Here is a 20,328-nt window from a genome sequence, read left to right on the forward strand (position 1 = left end):
ACTGAGCTCTGACCGATTGCCTAGCCGCTCTTGCGGCGGAACTCGCGGCGGTTCTCGGCCGCACCGTGCGCCTTCAACTGCTTGGCGCCCCCGTCGCGGTGCTCGTTGCCCGACGCCGACTTGGTGTTCTTACGTTCCAGCGCCTCGCGGAACTTACGTTTCGTGTCATCCTCCGGTGCGGAGTCTTTAGCCATACCGGCAGCGTAGCGCTTATCTCATGCCGGGCGGCATACCGTAGAGATGCGAGATCGGCAGCGTGAGCAGCACCCGCCGGTCGGTCACCATCGCCCGCCGGTAGTCGCCCCAGTCGGGGTGTTCACCGGCGATGTTGCGGTACAACGCAATCAGCCCTTCGACGGTGTCGTCATGTGGTGTGGCGGCAGGCGGTGTGAGGATCGCGTCACCCTCGGCGACGGCGTAGGACCAGCCGTCGTCAGAACTCACCAGTACCGATGCCCGCGGATCACGACGCAGGTTGCGCGTCTTGGCGCGCGGTTCGGTGATCGACACCTGGATGACGACGTTCTGCGCGTCGAAGTGATACGACACGTTCGACAGCTGCGGTCTGCCGTCGCCCTTGATGGTGGCTAGCACGCCCAGCGAGTTGCCGCTGATGACGGCGAGCAGTTTGTCATCGAATACCTGTCGGCCCATGCTCCGAGCGTACGTCGCGCACGCAGGGAGGAGACCGTTTCACCCGGGGACGGTTCGCTGCCCGAGGGTAGGGTTTCTGGGGATGAGTGCTGCGATCCGACACAAAGCCGAACTGACCGGTGTCTCCGAGACTGCGTTACTGACCCTCAACGCGCGGGCGCGCGAGGCGCGCCGGGCTGATGCGATCATCGACGACCCGATGGCGATCCGTCTGGTCGACTCGATCGACGCCGATTTCGGCAAATTCGGGTCGGCGCGCCAGGAGATGGCACTGCGCGCGCGAGCCTTCGACCTGATCACCAAGCGCTATCTGGCCAGTCATCCCGATGCAGGAGTCGTGGCATTGGCCGAAGGGCTGCAGACCAGCTTCTGGCGGCTCGACGACAGCTTGCACGCCAGCCGATTCCGTTGGCTCACAGTTGATTTGCCGCCCATCATCGAACTTCGGCGCCGACTACTGCCCGAGAACCCGCGGGTGGCGCTGTGCGCCCAGTCGGCGCTGGACTACAGCTGGATGGACCGCGTCGAGACCGAGCACGGAGTCTTCATCACTGCCGAGGGTCTGCTGATGTACCTGCAGCCCGAGCAGGCTCTGGGGTTGATCGCCGAGTGTGCCAGCCGTTTCCCCGGCGGGCAGATGTTGTTCGACTTGCCGCCGACCTGGTTCACCGCGGTGGCGCGGCTCGGTCTGCTGCGGCCGTCGTTGCGCTACACGGTGCCCGCGATGCCGTTCAGCCGGTCGACCGACCAGCTGGCGGACCTGGCCGATACCATTCCCGGGATCCGGGCGGTCCGCGACCTGCAGATGCCGCCGGGACGGGGCTGGGTGTTCAACACGCTGCTCTCGACGGCGTATCAGGTACGGGTACTGGACCGGCTGCGGCCCACCTTGACCCTGCTGGAATTCGGCTGAACCGGTTGGGTTCTCAGCCGAACTCGGTGTCGAGATAGCGCAGCGCCTCCGCCTTGCCCAGCCCGAGCGCCCGCGCCACTTCCCCGTACGCGTGCGCCGCGGCGGCCATCGCGGCATCGGCCGGATCCGCGTGGGCGATGAAACTGCCGAACCTGCCCCTGGTTTCGAGAATTCCAGCAGTCTCCAGTTCGCGGTAGGCCCGCGCTACCGTGTTCACCGCCAGACCGAGCCGGGACGCCAACTCCCGCACGGTGGGCAACCGGGTGCCCGGCGGCAACCTGCCGTCGCGAACCCCCTCGATGACCTGCGTGCGTAATTGATCGAACAACGGCTTGGCCGCATGCTCGTCAATGTGTAACCAGTCCCCCAACTCCACGTGTCCAGTATCCAACAGACCAGCTATTTTGGTGATGTGCGCATAGCGGTTCTCAGTGGTGCGGGAATCTCCGCCGAGAGCGGGGTGCCCACCTTCCGCGACGACAAGAACGGGTTGTGGGCGCGTTTCGACCCCTACGAGCTGTCCAGCACGCGGGGGTGGGCGGAACACCCCGAGCGGGTCTGGGCCTGGTATCTGTGGCGCCACCATCTCGTGCAGCGGGTGCAACCGAATGACGGGCATCGCGCGGTCGCCGCCTGGGGCAACCATCCCGGGGTCACCGACGTCGCCGTCATCACCCAGAATGTCGACAACCTGCACGAGCGCGCCGGCAGCGCGGCGGTGCATCATTTACACGGCAGCCTCTTCGAATTCCGTTGCGATTCTTGCGGTTCCCGCTACACCGGACCACTGCAGGATGTCGACGAGCCGACGTTGGAGCTGACACCGCCGGTCTGCGCGCTCTGCGCCGGCCTGATCCGGCCGAGCATCGTCTGGTTCGGCGAGCCCCTACCCGAAAGACCGTGGCAGGCCGCCGTCGACGCCGTGAGCATCGCCGATGTGCTCGTCGTGGTCGGCACTTCCGGGCTGGTCTACCCCGCCGCGGGCCTACCCGATATCGCGCTGTCCCGGGGCGCCGTGGTCATCGAGGTCAACCCGGAGGCGACCCCGCTGTCGGGCACCGCGACGGTCACCATCCGGGAAAGCGCCAGCACCGCGCTACCCACCCTGCTGGAGCGCCTGCCGGTACTGCTGGGCGGCTAGCGGCTCGCCAAGATGGCGGGCGGGTATCGCCGCGGCCGACGCAGGCCGAACAGTTGCCGAACGATCCGGTCCGGCACACGCCCTGATCACCGAAGACAGATCCAAAAGTGTTGCCGTTCAGCATATTCAGACCATATCCATGAGTCGCTGAGCAGTCTACGAAGGTTGCCCGCCCCGACGCGGGTACGTCAGGATCGACCCATGCCGGTCTTCGATTTCACTCTGCTGGATGTGCCGCGCGCGGCACCACCTGCCGACCCTGACGAATACCTGCGCACCGCGATCGCCTGGCACTTCGGCGAGGCGACGGGTTCGGCGTTCTGGTTGGCCACCGCCAAGGAGTTGGACTTCGACCCGCTGACCGACGTACAGACCTACGCCGACCTGCGGTGGTTCCCGAATCTCGTCAACGAGCTCCGGGATGTACCGGTGGCAGACCTCATCCCGCGCGGCTACGGCTCACCGCCGCCGGTGCCGCTGATCTTCGAGTCGGGCGGCACGACTGGCGCCCCGAAGCGGACAGTTCAGCTGCCCGACTGGGTGGAACAGGTGCTCCAGTGGCAGGTCCAAGATTTCAGGTCAGCCGGGTTCGCCCCTGGCCGCGACATGCTGTGCCTGATGCCGTCGGGTCCGCACGGCGTCGGATACTTCACCCGTCGGGTCTCGGCTCAACTCGGATCGACGTTTCACGCGGTGGACCTCGATCCGCGCTGGGTGAAAAAGCTCGTCGCCCGCGGGGCGTCCGCCGAGGTGTCGGCGTACGTCGATCACGTCCTCGACCAGGCACGGTTTGTGCTGCGCACCCAGGATGTCGCCAATCTGCAGACCACCCCGCCGCTGCTCGAAGCGATCGCCCGGCGGGATGACCTGGTTGATCTGGTCAACGACACGGTGCGCTTCATGATGCTCAGCGGTGCTCATGTCACCCCCGACTCCATGGACATCCTGCGCCAGATCTTCCCGGCGACCACCATCTCGATGGTCTTCGGCAGCACGATGATCCTGTCCCAGGCCATGACCAGAACACCCGAGGCCGACAGCGCCCACTTCATTTTCGACCCCCGCTCGCCCTACGTCGTGTTCTGGGTCGTCGATCCCGAGACCCGGGAGCCGGTGGCCGATGGCGAACGTGGGCAGGTGGTGATGCACCACATCAGCAAGGGCATGTTCCTTCCGAACAATCTCGAACGCGACTCCGCCATCCGTAGCCAGGGACCGCAGGGACAGGTCGGCGACTCGTTATCCGTGGTGACACCGGTAGGGAGCCATGACGGTGAGACTGTGGTCGAAGGGGTGTACTGAGCGTGACCGATACCGCGCCGACTCACCTTGTCGATGTCGACGCCCTGGGCCCCGGCGGCGAGTACCGGACCCGCACCAGGGAAACCATCACCGACACCGCCGGTGTCGCAGCCGCCGAGCTCAGTATCGTGCCGCCGCTGTACGTGGCCCGCACCATCAGCACGCAACGTAAGACCCGTCCGCTGCCGTTCGCGCGACGGCAGGCCGCGCTGACGGCCACCAGAGCGATTTTCACCGACGCGGTGCTGGCGGGCCTGGACTTCGAGCAGTACGTGGCGCTCACCAGCCGGGTGGCCGGCCTGCCGATCGGCGTCGCCAGGGCCGGCGCGACGTCAGTGGCAGCGGCCGCCGCAACCGCATTCGACAGCGTCGCAGCGGCCATGCCCACCGGCACCGTCGCCGATTGGCGCGATGAACGGACCCGCACTGGCGCCGCCGTCTGGACCCGTCGCGGTGAGGTGTTCGCGGTGCACGCCTCGGGTAATGCCCCCGGCATACACGGCCTCTGGCTGCAGGCGCTGGCCCTCGGCTACCGAGTGGCGGTAAGGCCGTCCCGGCGTGAGCCGTTCACCGGCCACCGGCTGATTCTGGCGTTGCGCGCGGCGGGGTTTCGCGATGTCGACATCGCGCTGCTGCCCACCGATTACACCGGGGCGGACGCCATCATCCGGGACGCCGACCTGGCGATGGTCTACGGCGACCAGGACGTGGTGGACAAGTACGCGACGGATCCGCGGGTCTTCACCAACGGCCCGGGCCGGACCAAGATTCTCGTCACCGCCGACCGGGACTGGCGTGACTACCTCGACGTGATCGTCGAGTCGATTGCCGGCCTCGGCGGTACCGCGTGCGTCAACACCACCGCGGTGCTCTACGAGGGTGACCCGGCACCGCTGGCACATGCTGTGGCCGAACGGCTTTCGGCGATCGCGCCCCTGCCCGACTCCGACGAGCTGGCAGTTCTACCGACCCGGCCGATCGCCGAGGCTGAGGCGCTCGCCGCCTATCTCGGCACGAAGACAGCAGGCGCCACGGCCGTGCTCGGTGCCGATCAAGTGGTGGCCGACCTCGGCGGCGGACGGGCCGCGCTGCGTCCCGCCGTTCACCTGTTGTCGGCGCCCAACGTCGAGCAGCTCAATATCGAACTGGCTTTCCCGTGCGTGTGGATTGCGCCGTGGTCGCGGACCGACGGCCTCGCCCCGCTACGAAACTCCTTGGTGCTCAACGTGATCACCGGGGACGAGGACCTGCTCGACAGTCTGATCTGTGAACCCACTATCACCAATGTCCACAGTGGGCGCCATCTGACCCAGGTGTCGAACCCGGAGATGCCGCACGACGGCTACCTCGCCGATTTCCTGATGCGCAACAAAGCGGTCATCCGCGACTGAGTCCATGACGGCTTTCCGAGGCCGCCGCTCGCTCCCAGTAGCGGTGCCCGATCCCGCCGCAACCGGCCGTGATCACCGCCGCCACGTACACGGGTACGCAGATGTGCAGCTTCATCATCAGACCGCCGGCCAACGCCCCGGCGAAGATCGCCACCACGGCCCAGAGCCGCCGGTGGGTGAACCAGGACAGCCCGCCCTTGAACAGCGTTTCGCTGGCATAGGAGGTGATGGTCGACGTGACCACCACCGTCGTCATGTCGGTCACGGCGAGGAAGCGCGCGATGGACGCCTGCGCCCCCATGACGACCGCGATGGTGGCTGCCGCGGCGATGCCACCCCATGACTGGCCGGAAACCGGCACCAGCAGTAAGACGGTGGCGACACCGGCCAGGACGGCGGCGTTCACCCAGATCGTCGTCGTCACCACCGCATTCCACGCCCGGACGCGGCCACGAATCAGCCGACCGGTCATCGCCGCCCCCAGCACGTAGCCGACCAGGGCGATCATGGGTCCGGCCACCGGCAGGCCTTCCTCGGCAGCGATTCCCATGCCGAGGATCACGACGTTGCCCGTCATGTTGCCGGTGAACACCCGATCCAGCCCCAGGTACCCGACCGCGTCCAGAGCACCGGTGACCACGGTGAGCGTCATCATCACCCACAGGTGCAGGTGGCGGTGCGCGAACGGACGCGGGTTCTCGTGCTCAGTGCTCATCTCCACACCTAAGCAAAGCGGCGGTGCCGGGCGTACTGGGCCACCACCGCCGAACCGTCGGCACGCGGATCGGCCGCGGCGGCCAGCTCTCCGTCCCCGCCGACCACGACGACGTTGGCTTGGCCGAGCGCCTCGGTGTGCCGGGGCACCTCGGTGATCGTCAGTCCGGATGTGTCGAGCGAGGCGGCAGCCGCGACATCGATATCGGACTCGATGACGGCGGAATCCGCTGTGCAACCGAGTATCTGGGGTCCGACGATCGCGCGTGGCGCGGCGACGGCGTCGACCGCCGTGGCGCCGCCGAGCACGCGCAGCAACACCTGGGTGAGGATCTGCGGCTGCCCCTGCCCGCCCATCGTCGCCAGCACGTGCCGGATCCTGTCCCCGTCGGTGGTCATTACCGGCATCAGTGTGTGCAGGGGCCGCTTCCGCGGCGCGAGCACATTCGGCGACTGCGGATCCAACGAGAAGCTGGTGCCACGATCATGGAACAGGATGCCCGTGCCCGGGTCGACGAGTCCGGAACCGAAGGCGTGGTAGACGCTCTGGATGAGCGAGACGGCGATGCCGTCGCTGTCGGCTGCGGCGATCCCGACGGTATCGCCGCGAGGCACCGATCGCACGGCACCGACGGGTTCGCCGACCGGGGTGGCTGCCCTGAGGTCGCCGTGCACGAGTGCCGTGACGTCGACCGCTTGGACGCGGGGGTCGGCCAGCAGCGTCGACCGTAACCTGTTGCCATGGTGGAACAGTCGCATCAGAGTTCCGATTCCGTCCCCCAGCGGATCCACGGTGGCGAGTTCGTCGAGGGCGGCCAGGGCACGCAGAATCATGAATCCGTGCGTGTTGGGTGGGCTGGTCAGGACTGACAGTCCCCCGTGTTGCACGGAGATCGGGTCGGTGGACTCCGGCCGGAAGTCGGCGAAATCACCGGCAGTCAAGACTGATTGGTGCGAGCGCAGGTACTCCACGGTCCGGGCCGCCAGTGCGCCCGTGTAGAACTCGTCGGCCCCACCCTTCCGTAACGTGGCGATCGTCTCGGCGAGGGCCGGCTGGCGAAAATCCGCGCCGGCGCGCATGATTCGTCCCTCAGGCCGGAAGACCCGGTCGAAGTCGCCCTGACCGACTAGGTCGTCGTTCTCGGGATCGACAAGGTGAGCAGCCAACGACTGGGCCACGGGAACGCCGTCCCTGGCGGCCCGCTCCGCGGGTTCGAGCAGGCGGCTCCAGGGCAATCGACCGCCCAAGCGCGACAAGGTTTCCCAGCCTCTGACACCGCCGGGCACGGTGACGGTGTCGGCTCCGCGATCGGGCAGTGCCGACCCGTGTTTGGCGCGCATCGCGGCCGCGTCGGTAGCCGCCCCTGACCAACCGGAGGCGTTCACACACGTGACCACCCCGTCTGGTGTCCGCACCAGGGCGATGAGGTCGCCGCCGAGGGCCACGTTGTGCGGATACACCACCGTCAGGACAGCGGCCGCAGCGATGGCCGCGTCGACGGCACTGCCGCCGTCACGGAAGGCACCCACCGCGGCCTCGGTCGCCAGAGTGTGCGGCGTGGCGATGGCACCACTGAATGACGACGTCGAGCCGTCGAACCTAGGCACGTGTTAACCCCTCATGAGAATGTGTTCCGGTGACCGTCTGTGGGACGGTCAGTGGATCGTCGACAGAAACGACTTGGTCCGTTCGTTTTTCGGGCTGGAGAAGAGCTCCTGCGGTGGGGCGGCCTCGATGATGCGGCCCGCATCCATCACGATGATCCGGTCGGCCACATCGCGCGCGAACCGCATTTCGTGGGTCACCACCACCATCGTCATCTGCTCGCGCGCAAGTTCACGCATCACTTCGAGTACCTCACCGACCATCTCGACGTCGAGCGCACTCGTCGGCTCGTCGAAGAGCATCACCTTCGGTCGCATGGCGAGCGCACGCGCGATCGCGACCCGTTGCTGTTGACCGCCGGAGAGTTGACTCGGACGGGATTCGCCCTTGTCCCCCAAACCCACTCGTTGCAGGAGAGCTCGCGCATCCTCCTTGGCCTCGGCCTTGGGCCGGCCGAGCACCCGGACGGGGGCATTCCACACGTTCTCCAACGCCGTCATGTGCGGAAAGAGGTTGAAGTGCTGGAAGACGAAACCGATCTCACGTCGACGGCGGGCGAGTTCGGTGGTGCTCACCTTCCGCTGGGAGCCTGCCTCCCGGTGGGCGATCGACACACCGCCGATGAGAACCTCGCCACTGTCCAAGGACTCCAGGTGGTTCAACGACCGCAACAGGGTGGTCTTGCCCGCGCCGGACGGCCCGATCAGGACGACCACCTCTCCTCGCTCGACATCGAGATCGACCTCGTCGAGTACCCGCCGTCCGCCGAGCGTGCAGCACGCCTTCCGGACGACGACGATCGGGTCCTCTGGCGGCGTGGGTCGGAGTTCCGCATTCATAGTGATTTCCTTGCGCAAGAGGATCATCCGTGTGGCTGCAGGGTTGGGGTGGCCGTGGGACCTACCGCGGCTCCGCGCCGGGTGCCGAGCAATCGCTGAGTGATCGGCACCCGTGCCGCGATACCGAGCTGGCGGGTCAACCGATTCTCGATCCCCGCCTGGATGAACGTCCAGACGGTGGTCAGGGCGAGGTAGTAGATGGCCGCGACGATGAAGATCTCGAAGGTGTGGAACGTCGCGGAACTGATCGACTGCGTGACCAGAAACATCTCGCTGACGCCGATCACGGACAGCACCGATGTGGTCTTCATCATTCCGTTGAAGGAGTTACCCATCGGCGGAACCATGACCCGCAACGACTGCGGGCCGATGATGAACCGCATCAGCTTGGCCGGCGTCATACCGAGGGAGGCGGCCGCCTCGAACTGTCCTTTGGGCACCGAATCCAAACCAGCCCTGATGATCTCGGCGATGTAGGCGCTCTCGTTGATCATCAGCCCGAGGATCGCGGCCTGTACCGCGGCCTTCACCGACAATCCCAGTAGCGACACGTCGTGGAACTGATAGAGGCCGATCGCCGCCAGACCGGTGTAGATGATGACCAATTGCACCAGCAGGGGCGTCCCGCGGATCACCCAGATGTAGAGCCCCGCGCACCACCGCACCGCGGCCACGCGCGATCGACGCATCAACGCGATGGCCAGCCCCACGACGGTGGCCAGCACCATGGCGATCACGGAGATCGCGATAGTGAGGATCAGCCCGTCGAGAAACGCCGCACTGGGCCGCAGGAGCGAATTCCAGAAGAATACCCAATCAAATTGCACGACAGACCCTTTCGACCAGCCGGCCGGTCAACTCTTGATGTTGAGGTCGGTCATTCCCCACTCGCCGAGGATCTTGCCGTAGGTACCGTTTGCCTCCAGCTCGCCAAGTGCCTGCGCGATGGCGTCGTGCAGGGCAGTGTTGCCTTTGAGCGTCGCGGCACCGATCTTGATGGTGCCGAACGGCTGTCCCACGGACTGGATCTGCGCGCCGGTCTTGGTGGCGTAGTAGCCGAGCGTCTCCGCGGTGTCCATGTATGCGTCGACCTGGCCGTTCTGCACCTGCTGGATGGACACGTCGGCCTGGTTGCTCCGGGTGATGTCCACCGGCGCCTTACCGGCCGCGGTGCACTTGCCGGACTGTTCCTGAGCCAGAGACTCGGCCGTGGTGGCCACCGCGAGGATCACCTTCTTGCCGCACAGACTCTCATCGAGACCGGTGATCGCTGCGGGTTTGGCCTTCGAGACCGCGATGCCGGTACCCGAATAGACATAGGGCACGAAGTCGACGACGGCCTCGCGCTCAGGTTTGATGTAGAGCTGCGCCATGATGACGTCGCATTGCTTGGCCTGCAACGTCGGGATGACGGTGGCGAACGACGACTCGTGGAACTCCGACTTGAGGCCCATCTGAGTGGCCAGCGCTTTACCGAGATCGACCTCGCTGCCGACCAATTCGCCCGATTCGTCGTGGTAGACGTTGGGCGGGGTGCCGTCATTCGGCGCGCAGATCGTCAGCGTGCCCGCCTCCAGTATCGCCGGCGGTGCCACCTTCGCCGGGCCTGCGGGCGCCGGTTCCGCCTTCTCCGACGACGCTGAACACCCGACGATTCCGAACACTGCCGCGCCGGCCATGCCGACGATGAACGCCTTCTTCAACTTTCCTCCAAAGATCAGTTTCAGCGGGGTGACTGCAGGCCACACCCGTCGTCCTATCGAACGATAGGGGCCTATCGATCGATAGGGAACTGTTTGGACAAAGTTTTACTTGGTTGTCACAGCGGCTGATTGTTCGGCGGAACCGCGGCTAGGTGGACGCGGCCGGCTCGAGTTGGTGCAGTCGAGTGCCGGTGGCGGCGCGAATGGCCGCCAATCGTGACTGATCGACGAGCAGGGAGCGCACCACGAAGTCCGCTGCCTGAAGCGGCCGCTCATGGCGCATGGGACCGGCGGGGCCACCCTGCTCACGCAGCGTCTCGAAGAGCACACCGTTGATGGCCCGCTGCACGAAACTCGGATCCAGCGCCACGAATTCACCCGATTGCCGGCCGGCCTCGATGACCCGCTCGACCTGGTCATGGAACAGCGCGATGCCCTGGCGTTCGGACTCGAAGTGCTCGAGGGCAAGAACGGCGTCCTGATAGAGACCCCTGGCATCGAACGGCTGCACCAGGATTTCGCGCACATCGTAAGCAATCGACAGATGCAGCTTCTCCGCCCAGCTCGACTGCTCCTCGAAGCGTTGGTTCATCCGGTCGATCGACGGGCCGAGGTCCAGCTCGACAAGAGCACGGAAGATCTCATGCTTGGCCTGGAAGTGATGGAACAGCGACGGCTGGCGGATCTGCACGGCCTCGGCGATATCTCGCGTCGAGGTGCCGAAGTACCCGCGCTGGGCGAACAGCACCGATGCCGCCAGCAGGATGCGCCCCCTGGTCGAAGACCAGTCGACCGGCTTCGGCTCCCAGCCCTGTCCGTACTTCACCGATCAACTGTGACACACGTCCGGGAACGAAGATCATCGACTATGCCGGGCGCCGCCGAGGCTGGGGGGGTTCAGGTGGACCGCCTTGGTCGTCGTGAAGAATTCCCTTGCGGCAGTGTCTTGTTCGCGCACGCTGTGGCCGCGCGAAAGGCGAGTTGTCGAGCTTCGTTTCAGACACCGCTGTCCTGCCTGGTACCCGGATGCCCGAACAGCCACTCCAACGTCTGCGCCGGGGTGGCGTCCGCGCCGAGGATGCCGCCGACGATCTGCCCACAGCACACCGCGCGCAGCACCCGGTCGGCGAACGCGTCGACGTCGCCGAACGGCAGGTAGGGCTTGGCGATGATCAGGGCCGCGATGCCATGCCCGGCGCTCCACAGCTGCAACGCCACCGCGGTCGGATCGTCTTGCGCATAGATACCCTCGTCCATCAGCGTCTGAACCGAATCACGCATATGCGCGAACGCCGAACTCGCCAGTGCCGCATCGACATCGCTGTCCGGCGTGCCCTGACACATCGTCGCGATTCGGTACAGCTCGGGCGTTGCCGTCGCGAACCGCACGTACGCCAAACCCTGGGCCCTCAGCACATCCAGGGTGGTCGGCTGGTCGATCGCCGCGTCCTGCATCGCCTCGTCTAGCTTCTCGAAGTAGCGGGCGCACACGGCGTCCAGCAGCGCGTCCTTGTCCGCGTAGTGCAGGTAGATCGACGGCGGAGTGACGCCGACCCGCTGGGCCACCGAACGGATCGAGACGGCCTTGGCGTCACCGGTCTCCAGCAGCAGTTCGGTGGCCGCATCGAGGATCTCGTCGTGCAGCTGCTCACCGGATCCGCGGGGCGCGCGGCGTCGGCGCACCTCCGGCGTCAACGTCATCGTGCCGCCACCGATTGGGCGGACGGCTCTGCAGGAGAACCTGATTCGCTGATTCCGATTCGGTCGTGCAGCCAGACCAGCGGCTTGGGCGCCCACCAGTTCCAGCGGCCGAGGACGTGCATGAACGCGGGCACCAGGATCATCCGCACCAGGGTGGCATCGACGAGGACCGCCAGCGTGAGCCCGACTCCGAACATCCGCATAAACGCCACCTGCGCGGCGATCAGGGCAGCGAACGTTATGGACATCACCAACGCCGCGGCGGTGATGACCCGGCCGGTCCGGGCCAGGCCCAGCGCGACGCTCTCGTCGTTGTCAGCCCGGGTACGCCCGCTCTCCAGCCAGTATTCGCGGATCCGGGACACCAGGAACACCTCGTAGTCCATCGAAAGTCCGAACGCGATGCAGAACAGCAGCACCGGCATATTCGCGACGATCGTGCCGGTCGACGTCGTGCCGAGGGCGCCGAGATGGCCGTCCTGGAAGATCCACACCAGTGCCCCGAACGCTGCTGTCAGCGACAGCACATTGAGCACAAGGGCTTTCAGCGGCAGCACGAGGCTGCCGGTGAGCAGGTACAGCAGTACGAAGGTGATCACGGCGATGGCGCCCAACACGATGGGCAGTCGTGAGGTGATGGCGTCGACGCTGTCGCGGTTGACCTGTGCGACACCGGTCATCTCGACCGCGCGATCTCCGGGGCCGGCCACCTGGTGCAGGCCGACCAGCTGGGCTTCGGATGCGTCGGAGAACAGCGGCGCGGTGCTGCCGACGGTGAGGAACGCGCTGCCGTCGGTCATCCCGGTGGCCGCCGCAGGGGGGCCCACCATCTTGCCGGCGGCGAACGTCCCGGTCGGTGCCGTCACCGTGGACACATCGGTCACCCGGGACAGCTGCGCCGCGTACCGCTCGATATCTCCCGGCGTCAGCCCGTTGGCGTCGGGGATGACGACGGTGACCGCGGTATCGGTGTTGTCGGCGAAGGACGACCGCAGGTCGTCGCCGACCTGATGGGCCGACGCCGAACTCGGCAGCACCCGGTCATCGGGGAAACCCCACTTCACGCCCAGGAACGGCGCTCCCAGCAGCAGCAGAAGTGTCACCCCGACCAGGCCGATCGGGATCGCCCGGCGCATCACGACTTTCGTCGAGCGGTACCAGAACAACTGCTCGACGGGCTTCGGTACCGGCTCGGGCCGGCGCAGCGCCCGGCGCGCCAGCCGACGGATGTCGAACGCGTCCAGCCGCGGGCCCATCAGCACGATGGCCGCGGGCGTGACGATGATCGCCGCCAGCGCGGCGAACCCGACCGTCGCGATCCCGGCGTAGGCGAAGGATTTCAAGAAGTACATCGGGAACAGCACCATGGCCGCCATCGACAACGCCACCGTGGTGGCCGAGAACAGCACCGTACGACCCGCCGTCGCCATGGTACGGATGAGCGCCTGCTCGCGCGACGAACCGGTTGCGAGCTCGTCGCGGTAGCGACTGATGATGAGCAAGGTGTAGTCGATCGCCAACGCCAGTCCCATCGCCGTGGACAGGTTCAGCGCGAAAATCGAGACGTCGGTGGACAACGTGATCAACCGCAACACCGACATCGAGCCGACGATCGCCAGCGCCCCGACAGCCATCGGCAGTGCCGCGGCAAGCAGCCCGCCGAACACCCAGACCAACACCAGGAAGCTCAACGGGATCGCGATCGATTCCATCAGCAGCAGATCCCGCTGGGTCTGGTCGTTGATCTGCGAATAGACCATCGCCGAGCCGCCGGCGAGCACGGTGACGCCGTCGTGCTTGGGTAGCACGTCGGCCGTCACGGTGTCGGATAGGGCCTTGGCGTACTTCTGGGCATCGTTCTCACCGCCGCCGATACCGACGACGATCAGGCCCGACTTTCCGTCCTTGCTGATCAGATCGGCCGCGGCGGCGGGCGGAGCCGTCCACGGCGACACCACGCTCATGACATGCGGAGCACCGTCGACCCGGCTCAGGATGTCCATCCCGGTGGCGCGTGCCTGCGCACTCTTGGCACCGTCGGGTGCGGTGACGGTGAACAGCAGCTGCATATCGCTCTGCCCGAATTTGTCGGCGAGCAGGTGCGCCGCGTGGGCCGACTCCGAGGTCGGATCCTGGAAACCGCCCGAGGACAAGCTCTTCGCGACCGGGACCCCGAAGACGGCGGCGCCGATCATCACCAGAATCGCAGCGGTGATGATGCGTTTCGGCGCGGCGATCGCCGACAAAGCGATTCTGTGCAGCACGGCCCGTCCTTCCATACCCAGTCCCCACCGGTAAGTTATCGCCGATAACTTAGCAAAGATCACTCTCCGTGAGTAGAGGTCTCTTCACTTGGACGGGCTGCACGGCCGCACTGTTCACGGTCCGAGGGCATTGCCAGGCAATCCTTACCTTCTCGCCAGCCTGGTCGGCGGGTTCCGTGTCGCCGGCAGCGGATCAGCCCAGCTCAGCGGCATAAACGTGGCTCATAGTGATGTTCCGGAGCCGGTTTTCGCCCTACTCGCGAGTAGCAAGCCGGGGCCGGCGACCCTACCCGGGAGTAATAATTGCCACCATTTTCCGAATCGTGACTCAAAGATCTCTTAATAGTTACCCATACGCTCAGTGTCATGTGGATCGACGACACCAACGCAGATGTCATCAAGGTTGATTTCGAAGCGCTGTACCACGGGGACTTCCTGGTAGAGGGCGATACCTCGGAGCAGCTCGACGAACTGCACCCGCTCGCCAGCTAGCTGACTCCCGACGCCTCAATCGCGCGCATCTCTGTCATGACGACGGCCTGCGCGCCCTGGGATATAGCGTTTGCTCGACCGGTGCCGTGCCCTGATCATCAGGCGCGGCACTTTTTTTGTGGGTTCGCCTGATACGAGAATGCACTGAGGGCTGCGAATCGGATCGATCCACAGCCCTCAGAACAACCTCCGCACCATGTCGTGACCTAAGCTGACACGCCCTGCGCCACCATCCCCGCCAGACGGCCGGTGATGATCTCCTCGGCGTCCGACACTATCCGCGCCACCAGGTCGCCGACCGTCGGAATGTCGTTGATCAGGCCCATCGCCGTTCCGACGCTCCAGATGCCGGCGTCGACATCGCCATCGTCGTAGACCCGGCGGCCACGGACACCCGCGACCAAATCCTTGACGTCCTCGAACTGGCCGCCGCCCTTGAGGATCTCGACGACCTCGCGCGAGACCACGTTCGACGCCACCCGCGCGGTGTTGTGCAAGCTCCGGAAGATCAGTTCGGTGTCCGTCTCCTTGCCCGCGACGATCGCTTCCTTGACGTTCTGGTGGATGCACGACTCCACGGTGCACATGAACCGCGACCCCATATTGATGCCGTCGGCACCCAACGCCAGCGCGGCCACCAGGCCGCGGGCATCGGCGAAACCACCGGAGGCGATCATCGGGATCTCGATCTGGGCCGCCGCCGCCGGGATCAGCACCAGGCCGGGGATGTCGTCCTCGCCCGGATGGCCGGCACATTCGAAACCGTCGATGCTGATGCCGTCGACGCCCAGGCTCTGCGCCTTCACCCCGTGGCGTACCGAGGTGCATTTGTGCAGCACCTTGATGCCGTTGTCGTGGAACATCGGCAGGTGCGGCGCCGGGTTGGAGCCGGCGGTCTCGACGATCTTGACCCCGGAGTCGACGATGACTCGGCGGTACTCGTCATACGGCGGCGGATTGATCGACGGCAGGATCGTCAGGTTCACCCCGAACGGCTTGTCGGTCAGATCGCGGGTGCGGGCGATCTCGTTGGCCAGATCAGCCGGAGTGGGCTGCGTCAGCGCCGTGATGAAACCCAGTGCACCCGAGTTCGCCACAGCCGCAACGAGTTCCGCGCGACCGACCCACTGCATACCGCCCTGGGCGATCGGGTGTTCCACCCCGAACGCCTCGGTGAACTTCGTCTTGATGGTCATCGCTTCATCACCTCGGAGCCATCCGGATCGCGCCGTCGAGGCGGATGACCTCGCCGTTGAGCATCGGATTCTGCACGATGTGCGTGGCCAGCGCGCCGTACTCGTCCGGGTCGCCGAGGCGGGCGGGGTGCGGCACCTGAGCACCCAGTGACTTCTGCGCTTCCTCGGGCAGACCGGCCAGCAGCGGGGTCTTGAACAGGCCGGGCGCGATGGTCATCACGCGGATCAGTTCCCGGGACAGGTCGCGGGCGATCGGCAGGGTCATCCCGACCACGCCACCCTTGGACGCCGAGTAGGCGGCCTGGCCGATTTGGCCGTCATAGGCCGCGACGGACGCCGTGTTGATGATGACGCCGCGCTCCTGGCTGCCTTCGGGGCCGATCGGTTCCGTCTTGGCGATCCGCTCCGCGGCCAGCCGCAACACGTTGAACGTGCCGATCAGGTTGACCTGGATGACGGCGTTGAACGCGTCCAGCGGGAAGGCGCCGTTCTTGCTCAGCGTCTTGATCGCGTTGCCGATACCGGCGCAGTTGACGTTGATCCGCAGCGGCCCGAGAGATTCGGCGAGGTCTAGCGCGGCCGACACCGACTCCGGATCGGTGACGTTGGCCTTCGCGAAGCGGGCGCGGTCACCGAGTTCGGCCACCACTTCCTCACCCTTGAGGTCGATGACCACTACTTGGGCACCCGCATCGAGGAGGCGCTTGGTGGTCGCCAGACCCAGACCGGATGCACCGCCGGTGACGACGGCTACGGCGTCTTTGATCTCCACTGAAGACATTCCTTTCATCACAATCGACCTACTGGTTGGTTGGGACTATATCGCGGAGCGTTACGCCCAGTCCCGCAGCACCGCATCGTTGTCGGCGCCAGGCACCCGCGGCGGGGTCGGGGTTTCCGGCTGGCTGCGGGAGAACCGCGGCGCGGGCCTGGGCTGCAACCCGTCGGTTCCGCTCTCGTAGAAGGTGCCGCGCTCGGCGATGTGTGGCTCGTCGAGCACCTCGCCGAAGGACAGCACCGGCGTCACGCAGGCATCGGACGTGGCGAACACCGCCGCCCAGTGATCGCGGTCGTGCTTGGCGATGGTCTCGGTGAAGACGGCCCGCAGCTCCGGCCACCTGGCCATATCGTTCTGGGCGGGCAGGTCAGCCGGGTCGAGGCCCAGCTTGTCCAGCAGCTCGGCGTAGAACTGTGGCTCGATAGCACCCACCGCGATGTAGCGGCCGTCGGCGGTTTCGTAGGTGTCGTAATACGGCGCGCCGGTGTCGAGCATGTTGACGCCGCGCTCGTCGGACCACAGGCCACTGGCCCGGAATGCCCACATCATCTGGATCAGCACGCTGGAGCCGTCGACCATGGCGGCGTCGACGACCTGACCCTTACCCGAAGTCTGGCGTTCGAACAGCGCGGAGAGGATGCCGACCAGCAGGAACATCGAACCGCCACCGAAATCGCCGGCGATGTTCAGCGGCGGTACCGGGCGCTCACCGTTGCGGCCGACCGCGTGCAGCAGCCCGTTGAGCGAGATGTAGTTGATGTCGTGGCCGGACTGCAACGACCGGGGACCGGTCTGGCCCCAGCCCGTCATCCGGCCGTAGATCAATCGCTCGTTGACGGCGGCACAGTCGTCGGGACCGAGGCCGAGGCGTTCGGTGACGCCGGGCCGGAACCCCTCGATCAGCACATCGGCCTTCGCCACCAGTGAGAGCACCAGCTCTTTGCCTTCAGGCGATTTCAGGTCGGCGGTGACCGACCGCCGATTGCGCAGCATCGAGTCCCTGGCGGGATTCGCGCTCGCCGTTGGTCGTTCGACGCGCACGACGTCGGCGCCGAGATCGCCGAGGATCATCGCCGCGTGGGGGCCGGGGCCGATTCCGGCCAGTTCGACAACGCGCAATCCCTGTAGTGGTCCCGCCATGGTGCAGCCTCCCGTTAATCCGGTCACTCGTTACCTCACACCCGCCAAGGCATCTTCGCAGGCGCGAGTCAACCAACTGGCGGGTGGGCTGCCCTTTGGCGTCGCGGGGTTTCTATGGTGTCTGTATGACCACGACAGATTCCGGCCTCGACGCGCTCGACACAGTCAACGGGTTGCTCGTCAGCCTCGACGGCGGCGTGCTGTCGGTGACCATCGACCGGCCGGAGAGCCTGAACTCGCTGACGGCCCCCGTCCTCACCGGCGTGGCCGAAGCGCTCGAGCGGGCGGCGGGCGATCCGCGCGTCAAGGTCGTCCGGCTCGGCGGCAGCGGCCGCGGCTTCAGTTCCGGCGCGGGTATCGGCGCCGACGACGCCGGCAGCAGCGAGGCCGGTGGCGACCCCGTCGACACGCTGTACATGGCCAATCGTGCGATCAAGGCGATCGTCGACATGCCGCGGCCGGTCGTGGCCGTGGTCCAGGGTCCGGCCGCGGGGGTAGGGGTTTCGCTGGCTTTGGCGTGCGACCTCGTATTGGCTTCGGAGAAGGCCTTTTTCATGCTGGCGTTCACCAAGATCGGGTTGATGCCCGACGGCGGGGCGTCAGCTCTGGTGGCGGCGGCGGTGGGCCGGACCCGGGCGATGCGGATGGCGCTGCTGGCCGAGCGGATCAAGGCCGAGGAGGCGCTGGACTGGGGCCTGGTCAGCGCCGTGTACCCCGCGGACACCTTCGCCGCCGATGTCGACGCAGTGATCGCCGGGCTGCTCGCCGGCCCGTCGCGGGCCTACGCCAACAGCAAGAAGGCCATCAACGCCGCGACACTCACCGAGTTGGACAACGCGTTGCAACGCGAGACCGAAGGTCAGATCTCGCTGCTGTCCGGCACCGATTTCCGCGAGGGCATCAAGGCGTTCCAGCAGCACCGCAAGCCGACCTTCACCGACACCTGAGCGCGCCGATCGAGCCGGATCATCTCAACACGAGGGCGAAGGCAAGGCATCCCAGCAGGACGAGCGCCGTCACCGCGACGGCGGTGAACTGCGTGTATCTGTGACGCACGGCGCCTCCCCTGTGTGCAGATTCGACTGGTCAGACGAAGTTGAATCGCTCGGTGTGAACTCGGTCGCCGGGCACACCGAGATCCCCGAGAGCGTCTTCCATCGCGTCCTGCATGGCGCCCGGACCACAGATGAAGTATTGCAGGACGCCATGATCCGCCGGGAGATGCCTGCTCAGTACGTCACCGGTGATGAAGCCACGCTCACCCGTCCAGTCCGGCGGCGGATCGGAGACGACGTAGACCACCGTTAGCGCGAGTTGTGTTGCCAGAGAGTCGATCTCATCTTGAAACGTGGCATCCTCGACACGCGGTATCCCGAAGAACAAGTAGCACGGCCGCGTCTCACCACGAGAGGCGAATGTACGCAAGATGCTCATCAACGGCCCGATTCCGACGCCACCGGCGAGCAGGACGAATCCCGGACCTTGATTGCGGTCGGGGGTGAACACCCCGTGCGGCCCGTCGAGGTAAGCGGTGGTACCCGGCTCGAGAGAACTGATGGTACGGGTGAAGTCACCGAGCTCCTTGATGCTCATCTGCACCGAGCCGGCGTCGTCACCATTCGAGGAGAACGAAAACGGATGCTGCGTCAGGGCGAACGGTGAACGGTGAATCGATAACCATCCGAATTGCCCTGGCTCGAAGGTGAATCCGCGGTGCCCCTTGGGCCGCATCGTGATGGTCGTGACCCCGCCGGCTTCCTTGCGCACTGACGCGATGGTCCAGGGTCGGCGCATCCGGGTCACGGGCCTGATGATGCGCACCCAGCCGAACATGCACAGAAAGCCGGCGGTCATCACGATCCACAGCACACGTTTCCACGGCAGGTTGACGTAGTTGCCGATGAGTTCGACGTGCACCAGCGCGGCGATGATCGCCACCGTCGACAGCACCAGATGTATCCCCTGCCACACCTCATAGGAAATGCGCAGCGCCGCACGCCATATCGAGGTGATGATCACCGCGAGCAAGCACAGAATCGACAGCGTGCCGAACCGACCGGCCCACGGTGCCGTGAAAGGGTTGACCCGCTCCAGATAACTCGGGTCCACCAGCAGGATCAGCAGGATCGGGTGCGCCAGGATCAACGCCGTCCCCGTCACCCCCATGTAGCGGTGAAAGTGGACAAGCGCGTCTTCACCGAAAGGTGCGGCGACAGTGCGCACGCGGGCGACCAGCACGAATTGCAGCCCCATCATCGACAAACCGACGAAGCCCAAGGCAACCGCAAACTCGCGCCAGAAGCCACGGTCGCCGGCCACCACACCGATGGCCGCGAAGATCAGCGGGACCAGGACCACCGCGAGATACAGTCCGAGCCAGACCACGGCACGAGCAGCAGTTCGCATGCGCAGTTCTCCTCGGCTGGGCTGCGGACATCGTAGCGGTGACACCTCGACGACCCGAACCAGCCAGCGGAAAATCGTTGGACGCCAA

21 protein-coding genes are annotated in these 20,328 nt (G+C 66.0%); 6 read left to right on the forward strand and 15 right to left on the reverse strand.

The genetic code is table 11. The features are described 5' to 3' along the window. Nucleotides 1-20: 20 nt before the first annotated feature. Together H7J73_RS00225 and H7J73_RS00230 are read right to left on the reverse strand one after the other, a co-directional pair. Nucleotides 21-194: a DUF5302 domain-containing protein gene (locus H7J73_RS00225; RefSeq protein WP_264065199.1), complete on the reverse strand. Its 174-nt coding sequence runs from the start codon at nt 192-194 to the stop codon at nt 21-23. Nucleotides 195-210: 16 nt separating this feature from the next. After that, nucleotides 211-654 (reverse strand): PPOX class F420-dependent oxidoreductase, encoded by a 444-nt coding sequence (locus H7J73_RS00230; RefSeq protein ID WP_264065200.1) that lies wholly within the window; start codon nt 652-654, stop codon nt 211-213. Between the two features lie 82 nt (nt 655-736). On the opposite strand from H7J73_RS00230, the gene H7J73_RS00235 reads away from it, so the two are divergent. Beyond that, entirely contained in the window at nt 737-1,567 is an 831-nt protein-coding gene (locus tag H7J73_RS00235) for a class I SAM-dependent methyltransferase (protein ID WP_264065201.1), read from the forward strand. 13 nt (nt 1,568-1,580) lie between these two features. On the opposite strand, the gene H7J73_RS00240 is transcribed toward H7J73_RS00235, so the two are convergent. Beyond that, nucleotides 1,581-1,943 carry an Rv1152 family transcriptional regulator gene (locus tag H7J73_RS00240; protein ID WP_264065202.1) on the reverse strand — a complete coding sequence of 121 codons (363 nt, stop codon included), beginning with the start codon at nt 1,941-1,943 and terminating at the stop codon, nt 1,581-1,583. Between the two features lie 36 nt (nt 1,944-1,979). Between H7J73_RS00240 and H7J73_RS00245 the strand changes: the two genes are divergently transcribed. The 3 genes from H7J73_RS00245 to H7J73_RS00255 all read left to right on the forward strand — a co-directional run bounded on the left by H7J73_RS00245 (nt 1,980) and on the right by H7J73_RS00255 (nt 5,401). Beyond that, nucleotides 1,980-2,708, forward strand: coding sequence for an NAD-dependent deacylase (locus H7J73_RS00245; RefSeq protein WP_264065203.1), 729 nt, complete (start codon nt 1,980-1,982; stop codon nt 2,706-2,708). A 201-nt stretch (nt 2,709-2,909) separates the two neighbouring features. Further along, complete coding sequence (locus H7J73_RS00250; protein WP_264065204.1) at nt 2,910-4,010, forward strand: AMP-binding protein; 1,101 nt, start codon at nt 2,910-2,912, stop codon at nt 4,008-4,010. Between the two features lie 2 nt (nt 4,011-4,012). After that, entirely contained in the window at nt 4,013-5,401 is a 1,389-nt protein-coding gene (locus H7J73_RS00255; RefSeq protein ID WP_264065205.1) for an aldehyde dehydrogenase family protein, read from the forward strand. Here the strand turns inward: H7J73_RS00255 and H7J73_RS00260 are convergent. From H7J73_RS00260 to H7J73_RS00295, 8 genes are all read right to left on the reverse strand, one after another. Beyond that, nucleotides 5,388-6,116 carry a YoaK family protein gene (locus H7J73_RS00260; protein WP_264065206.1) on the reverse strand — a complete coding sequence of 243 codons (729 nt, stop codon included), beginning with the start codon at nt 6,114-6,116 and terminating at the stop codon, nt 5,388-5,390. The two genes, H7J73_RS00255 and H7J73_RS00260, sit on opposite strands and share 14 nt — an antisense overlap. 8 nt (nt 6,117-6,124) lie before the next feature. Beyond that, complete coding sequence (locus H7J73_RS00265) at nt 6,125-7,723, reverse strand: gamma-glutamyltransferase family protein (RefSeq protein WP_264065207.1); 1,599 nt, start codon at nt 7,721-7,723, stop codon at nt 6,125-6,127. A 48-nt stretch (nt 7,724-7,771) separates the two neighbouring features. Continuing rightward, on the reverse strand, nt 7,772-8,560 hold the full coding sequence (locus H7J73_RS00270; protein WP_264065208.1) for an amino acid ABC transporter ATP-binding protein: 789 nt from the start codon (nt 8,558-8,560) through the stop codon (nt 7,772-7,774). 23 nt (nt 8,561-8,583) lie between these two features. After that, entirely contained in the window at nt 8,584-9,387 is an 804-nt protein-coding gene (locus tag H7J73_RS00275; protein WP_264065209.1) for an amino acid ABC transporter permease, read from the reverse strand. Between the two features lie 27 nt (nt 9,388-9,414). After that, entirely contained in the window at nt 9,415-10,308 is an 894-nt protein-coding gene (locus tag H7J73_RS00280) for an ABC transporter substrate-binding protein (RefSeq protein WP_264065210.1), read from the reverse strand. 103 nt (nt 10,309-10,411) lie between these two features. Next, complete coding sequence (locus H7J73_RS00285; RefSeq protein ID WP_264065211.1) at nt 10,412-11,089, reverse strand: TetR/AcrR family transcriptional regulator; 678 nt, start codon at nt 11,087-11,089, stop codon at nt 10,412-10,414. A gap of 170 nt (nt 11,090-11,259) precedes the next feature. Then, nucleotides 11,260-11,964 carry a TetR/AcrR family transcriptional regulator gene (locus H7J73_RS00290; protein WP_264065212.1) on the reverse strand — a complete coding sequence of 235 codons (705 nt, stop codon included), beginning with the start codon at nt 11,962-11,964 and terminating at the stop codon, nt 11,260-11,262. Continuing rightward, complete coding sequence (locus tag H7J73_RS00295) at nt 11,961-14,228, reverse strand: MMPL family transporter (RefSeq protein ID WP_264065213.1); 2,268 nt, start codon at nt 14,226-14,228, stop codon at nt 11,961-11,963. Before H7J73_RS00295 ends, H7J73_RS00290 begins: the two co-directional genes overlap by 4 nt. 366 nt (nt 14,229-14,594) lie before the next feature. Between H7J73_RS00295 and H7J73_RS00300 the strand changes: the two genes are divergently transcribed. After that, nucleotides 14,595-14,720, forward strand: coding sequence for a hypothetical protein (locus tag H7J73_RS00300; protein ID WP_264065214.1), 126 nt, complete (start codon nt 14,595-14,597; stop codon nt 14,718-14,720). Between the two features lie 206 nt (nt 14,721-14,926). On the opposite strand, the gene H7J73_RS00305 is transcribed toward H7J73_RS00300, so the two are convergent. Genes H7J73_RS00305 through H7J73_RS00315 form a run of 3 tightly spaced genes read right to left on the reverse strand, consistent with a single transcriptional unit; the run spans nt 14,927 to nt 17,834 of the window. Further along, on the reverse strand, nt 14,927-15,916 hold the full coding sequence (locus H7J73_RS00305) for an NAD(P)H-dependent flavin oxidoreductase (RefSeq protein WP_264065215.1): 990 nt from the start codon (nt 15,914-15,916) through the stop codon (nt 14,927-14,929). A 7-nt stretch (nt 15,917-15,923) separates the two neighbouring features. Continuing rightward, nucleotides 15,924-16,688: a 3-hydroxyacyl-CoA dehydrogenase gene (locus tag H7J73_RS00310; RefSeq protein WP_264065333.1), complete on the reverse strand. Its 765-nt coding sequence runs from the start codon at nt 16,686-16,688 to the stop codon at nt 15,924-15,926. A 60-nt stretch (nt 16,689-16,748) separates the two neighbouring features. Continuing rightward, the gene (locus tag H7J73_RS00315) at nt 16,749-17,834 is read right to left on the reverse strand and encodes a CaiB/BaiF CoA transferase family protein (RefSeq protein WP_264065216.1); all 1,086 of its coding nucleotides are present in this window, start codon (nt 17,832-17,834) and stop codon (nt 16,749-16,751) included. 125 nt (nt 17,835-17,959) lie between these two features. Between H7J73_RS00315 and H7J73_RS00320 the strand changes: the two genes are divergently transcribed. After that, nucleotides 17,960-18,781: an enoyl-CoA hydratase gene (locus H7J73_RS00320; protein WP_264065217.1), complete on the forward strand. Its 822-nt coding sequence runs from the start codon at nt 17,960-17,962 to the stop codon at nt 18,779-18,781. A 139-nt stretch (nt 18,782-18,920) separates the two neighbouring features. On the opposite strand, the gene H7J73_RS00325 is transcribed toward H7J73_RS00320, so the two are convergent. Next, nucleotides 18,921-20,240: a ferredoxin reductase family protein gene (locus H7J73_RS00325; RefSeq protein WP_264065218.1), complete on the reverse strand. Its 1,320-nt coding sequence runs from the start codon at nt 20,238-20,240 to the stop codon at nt 18,921-18,923. Nucleotides 20,241-20,328 lie beyond the last annotated feature (88 nt).

It is taken from the genome of Mycolicibacterium komossense (assembly GCF_025822605.1).
Lineage (GTDB): Bacteria > Actinomycetota > Actinomycetes > Mycobacteriales > Mycobacteriaceae > Mycobacterium > Mycobacterium komossense.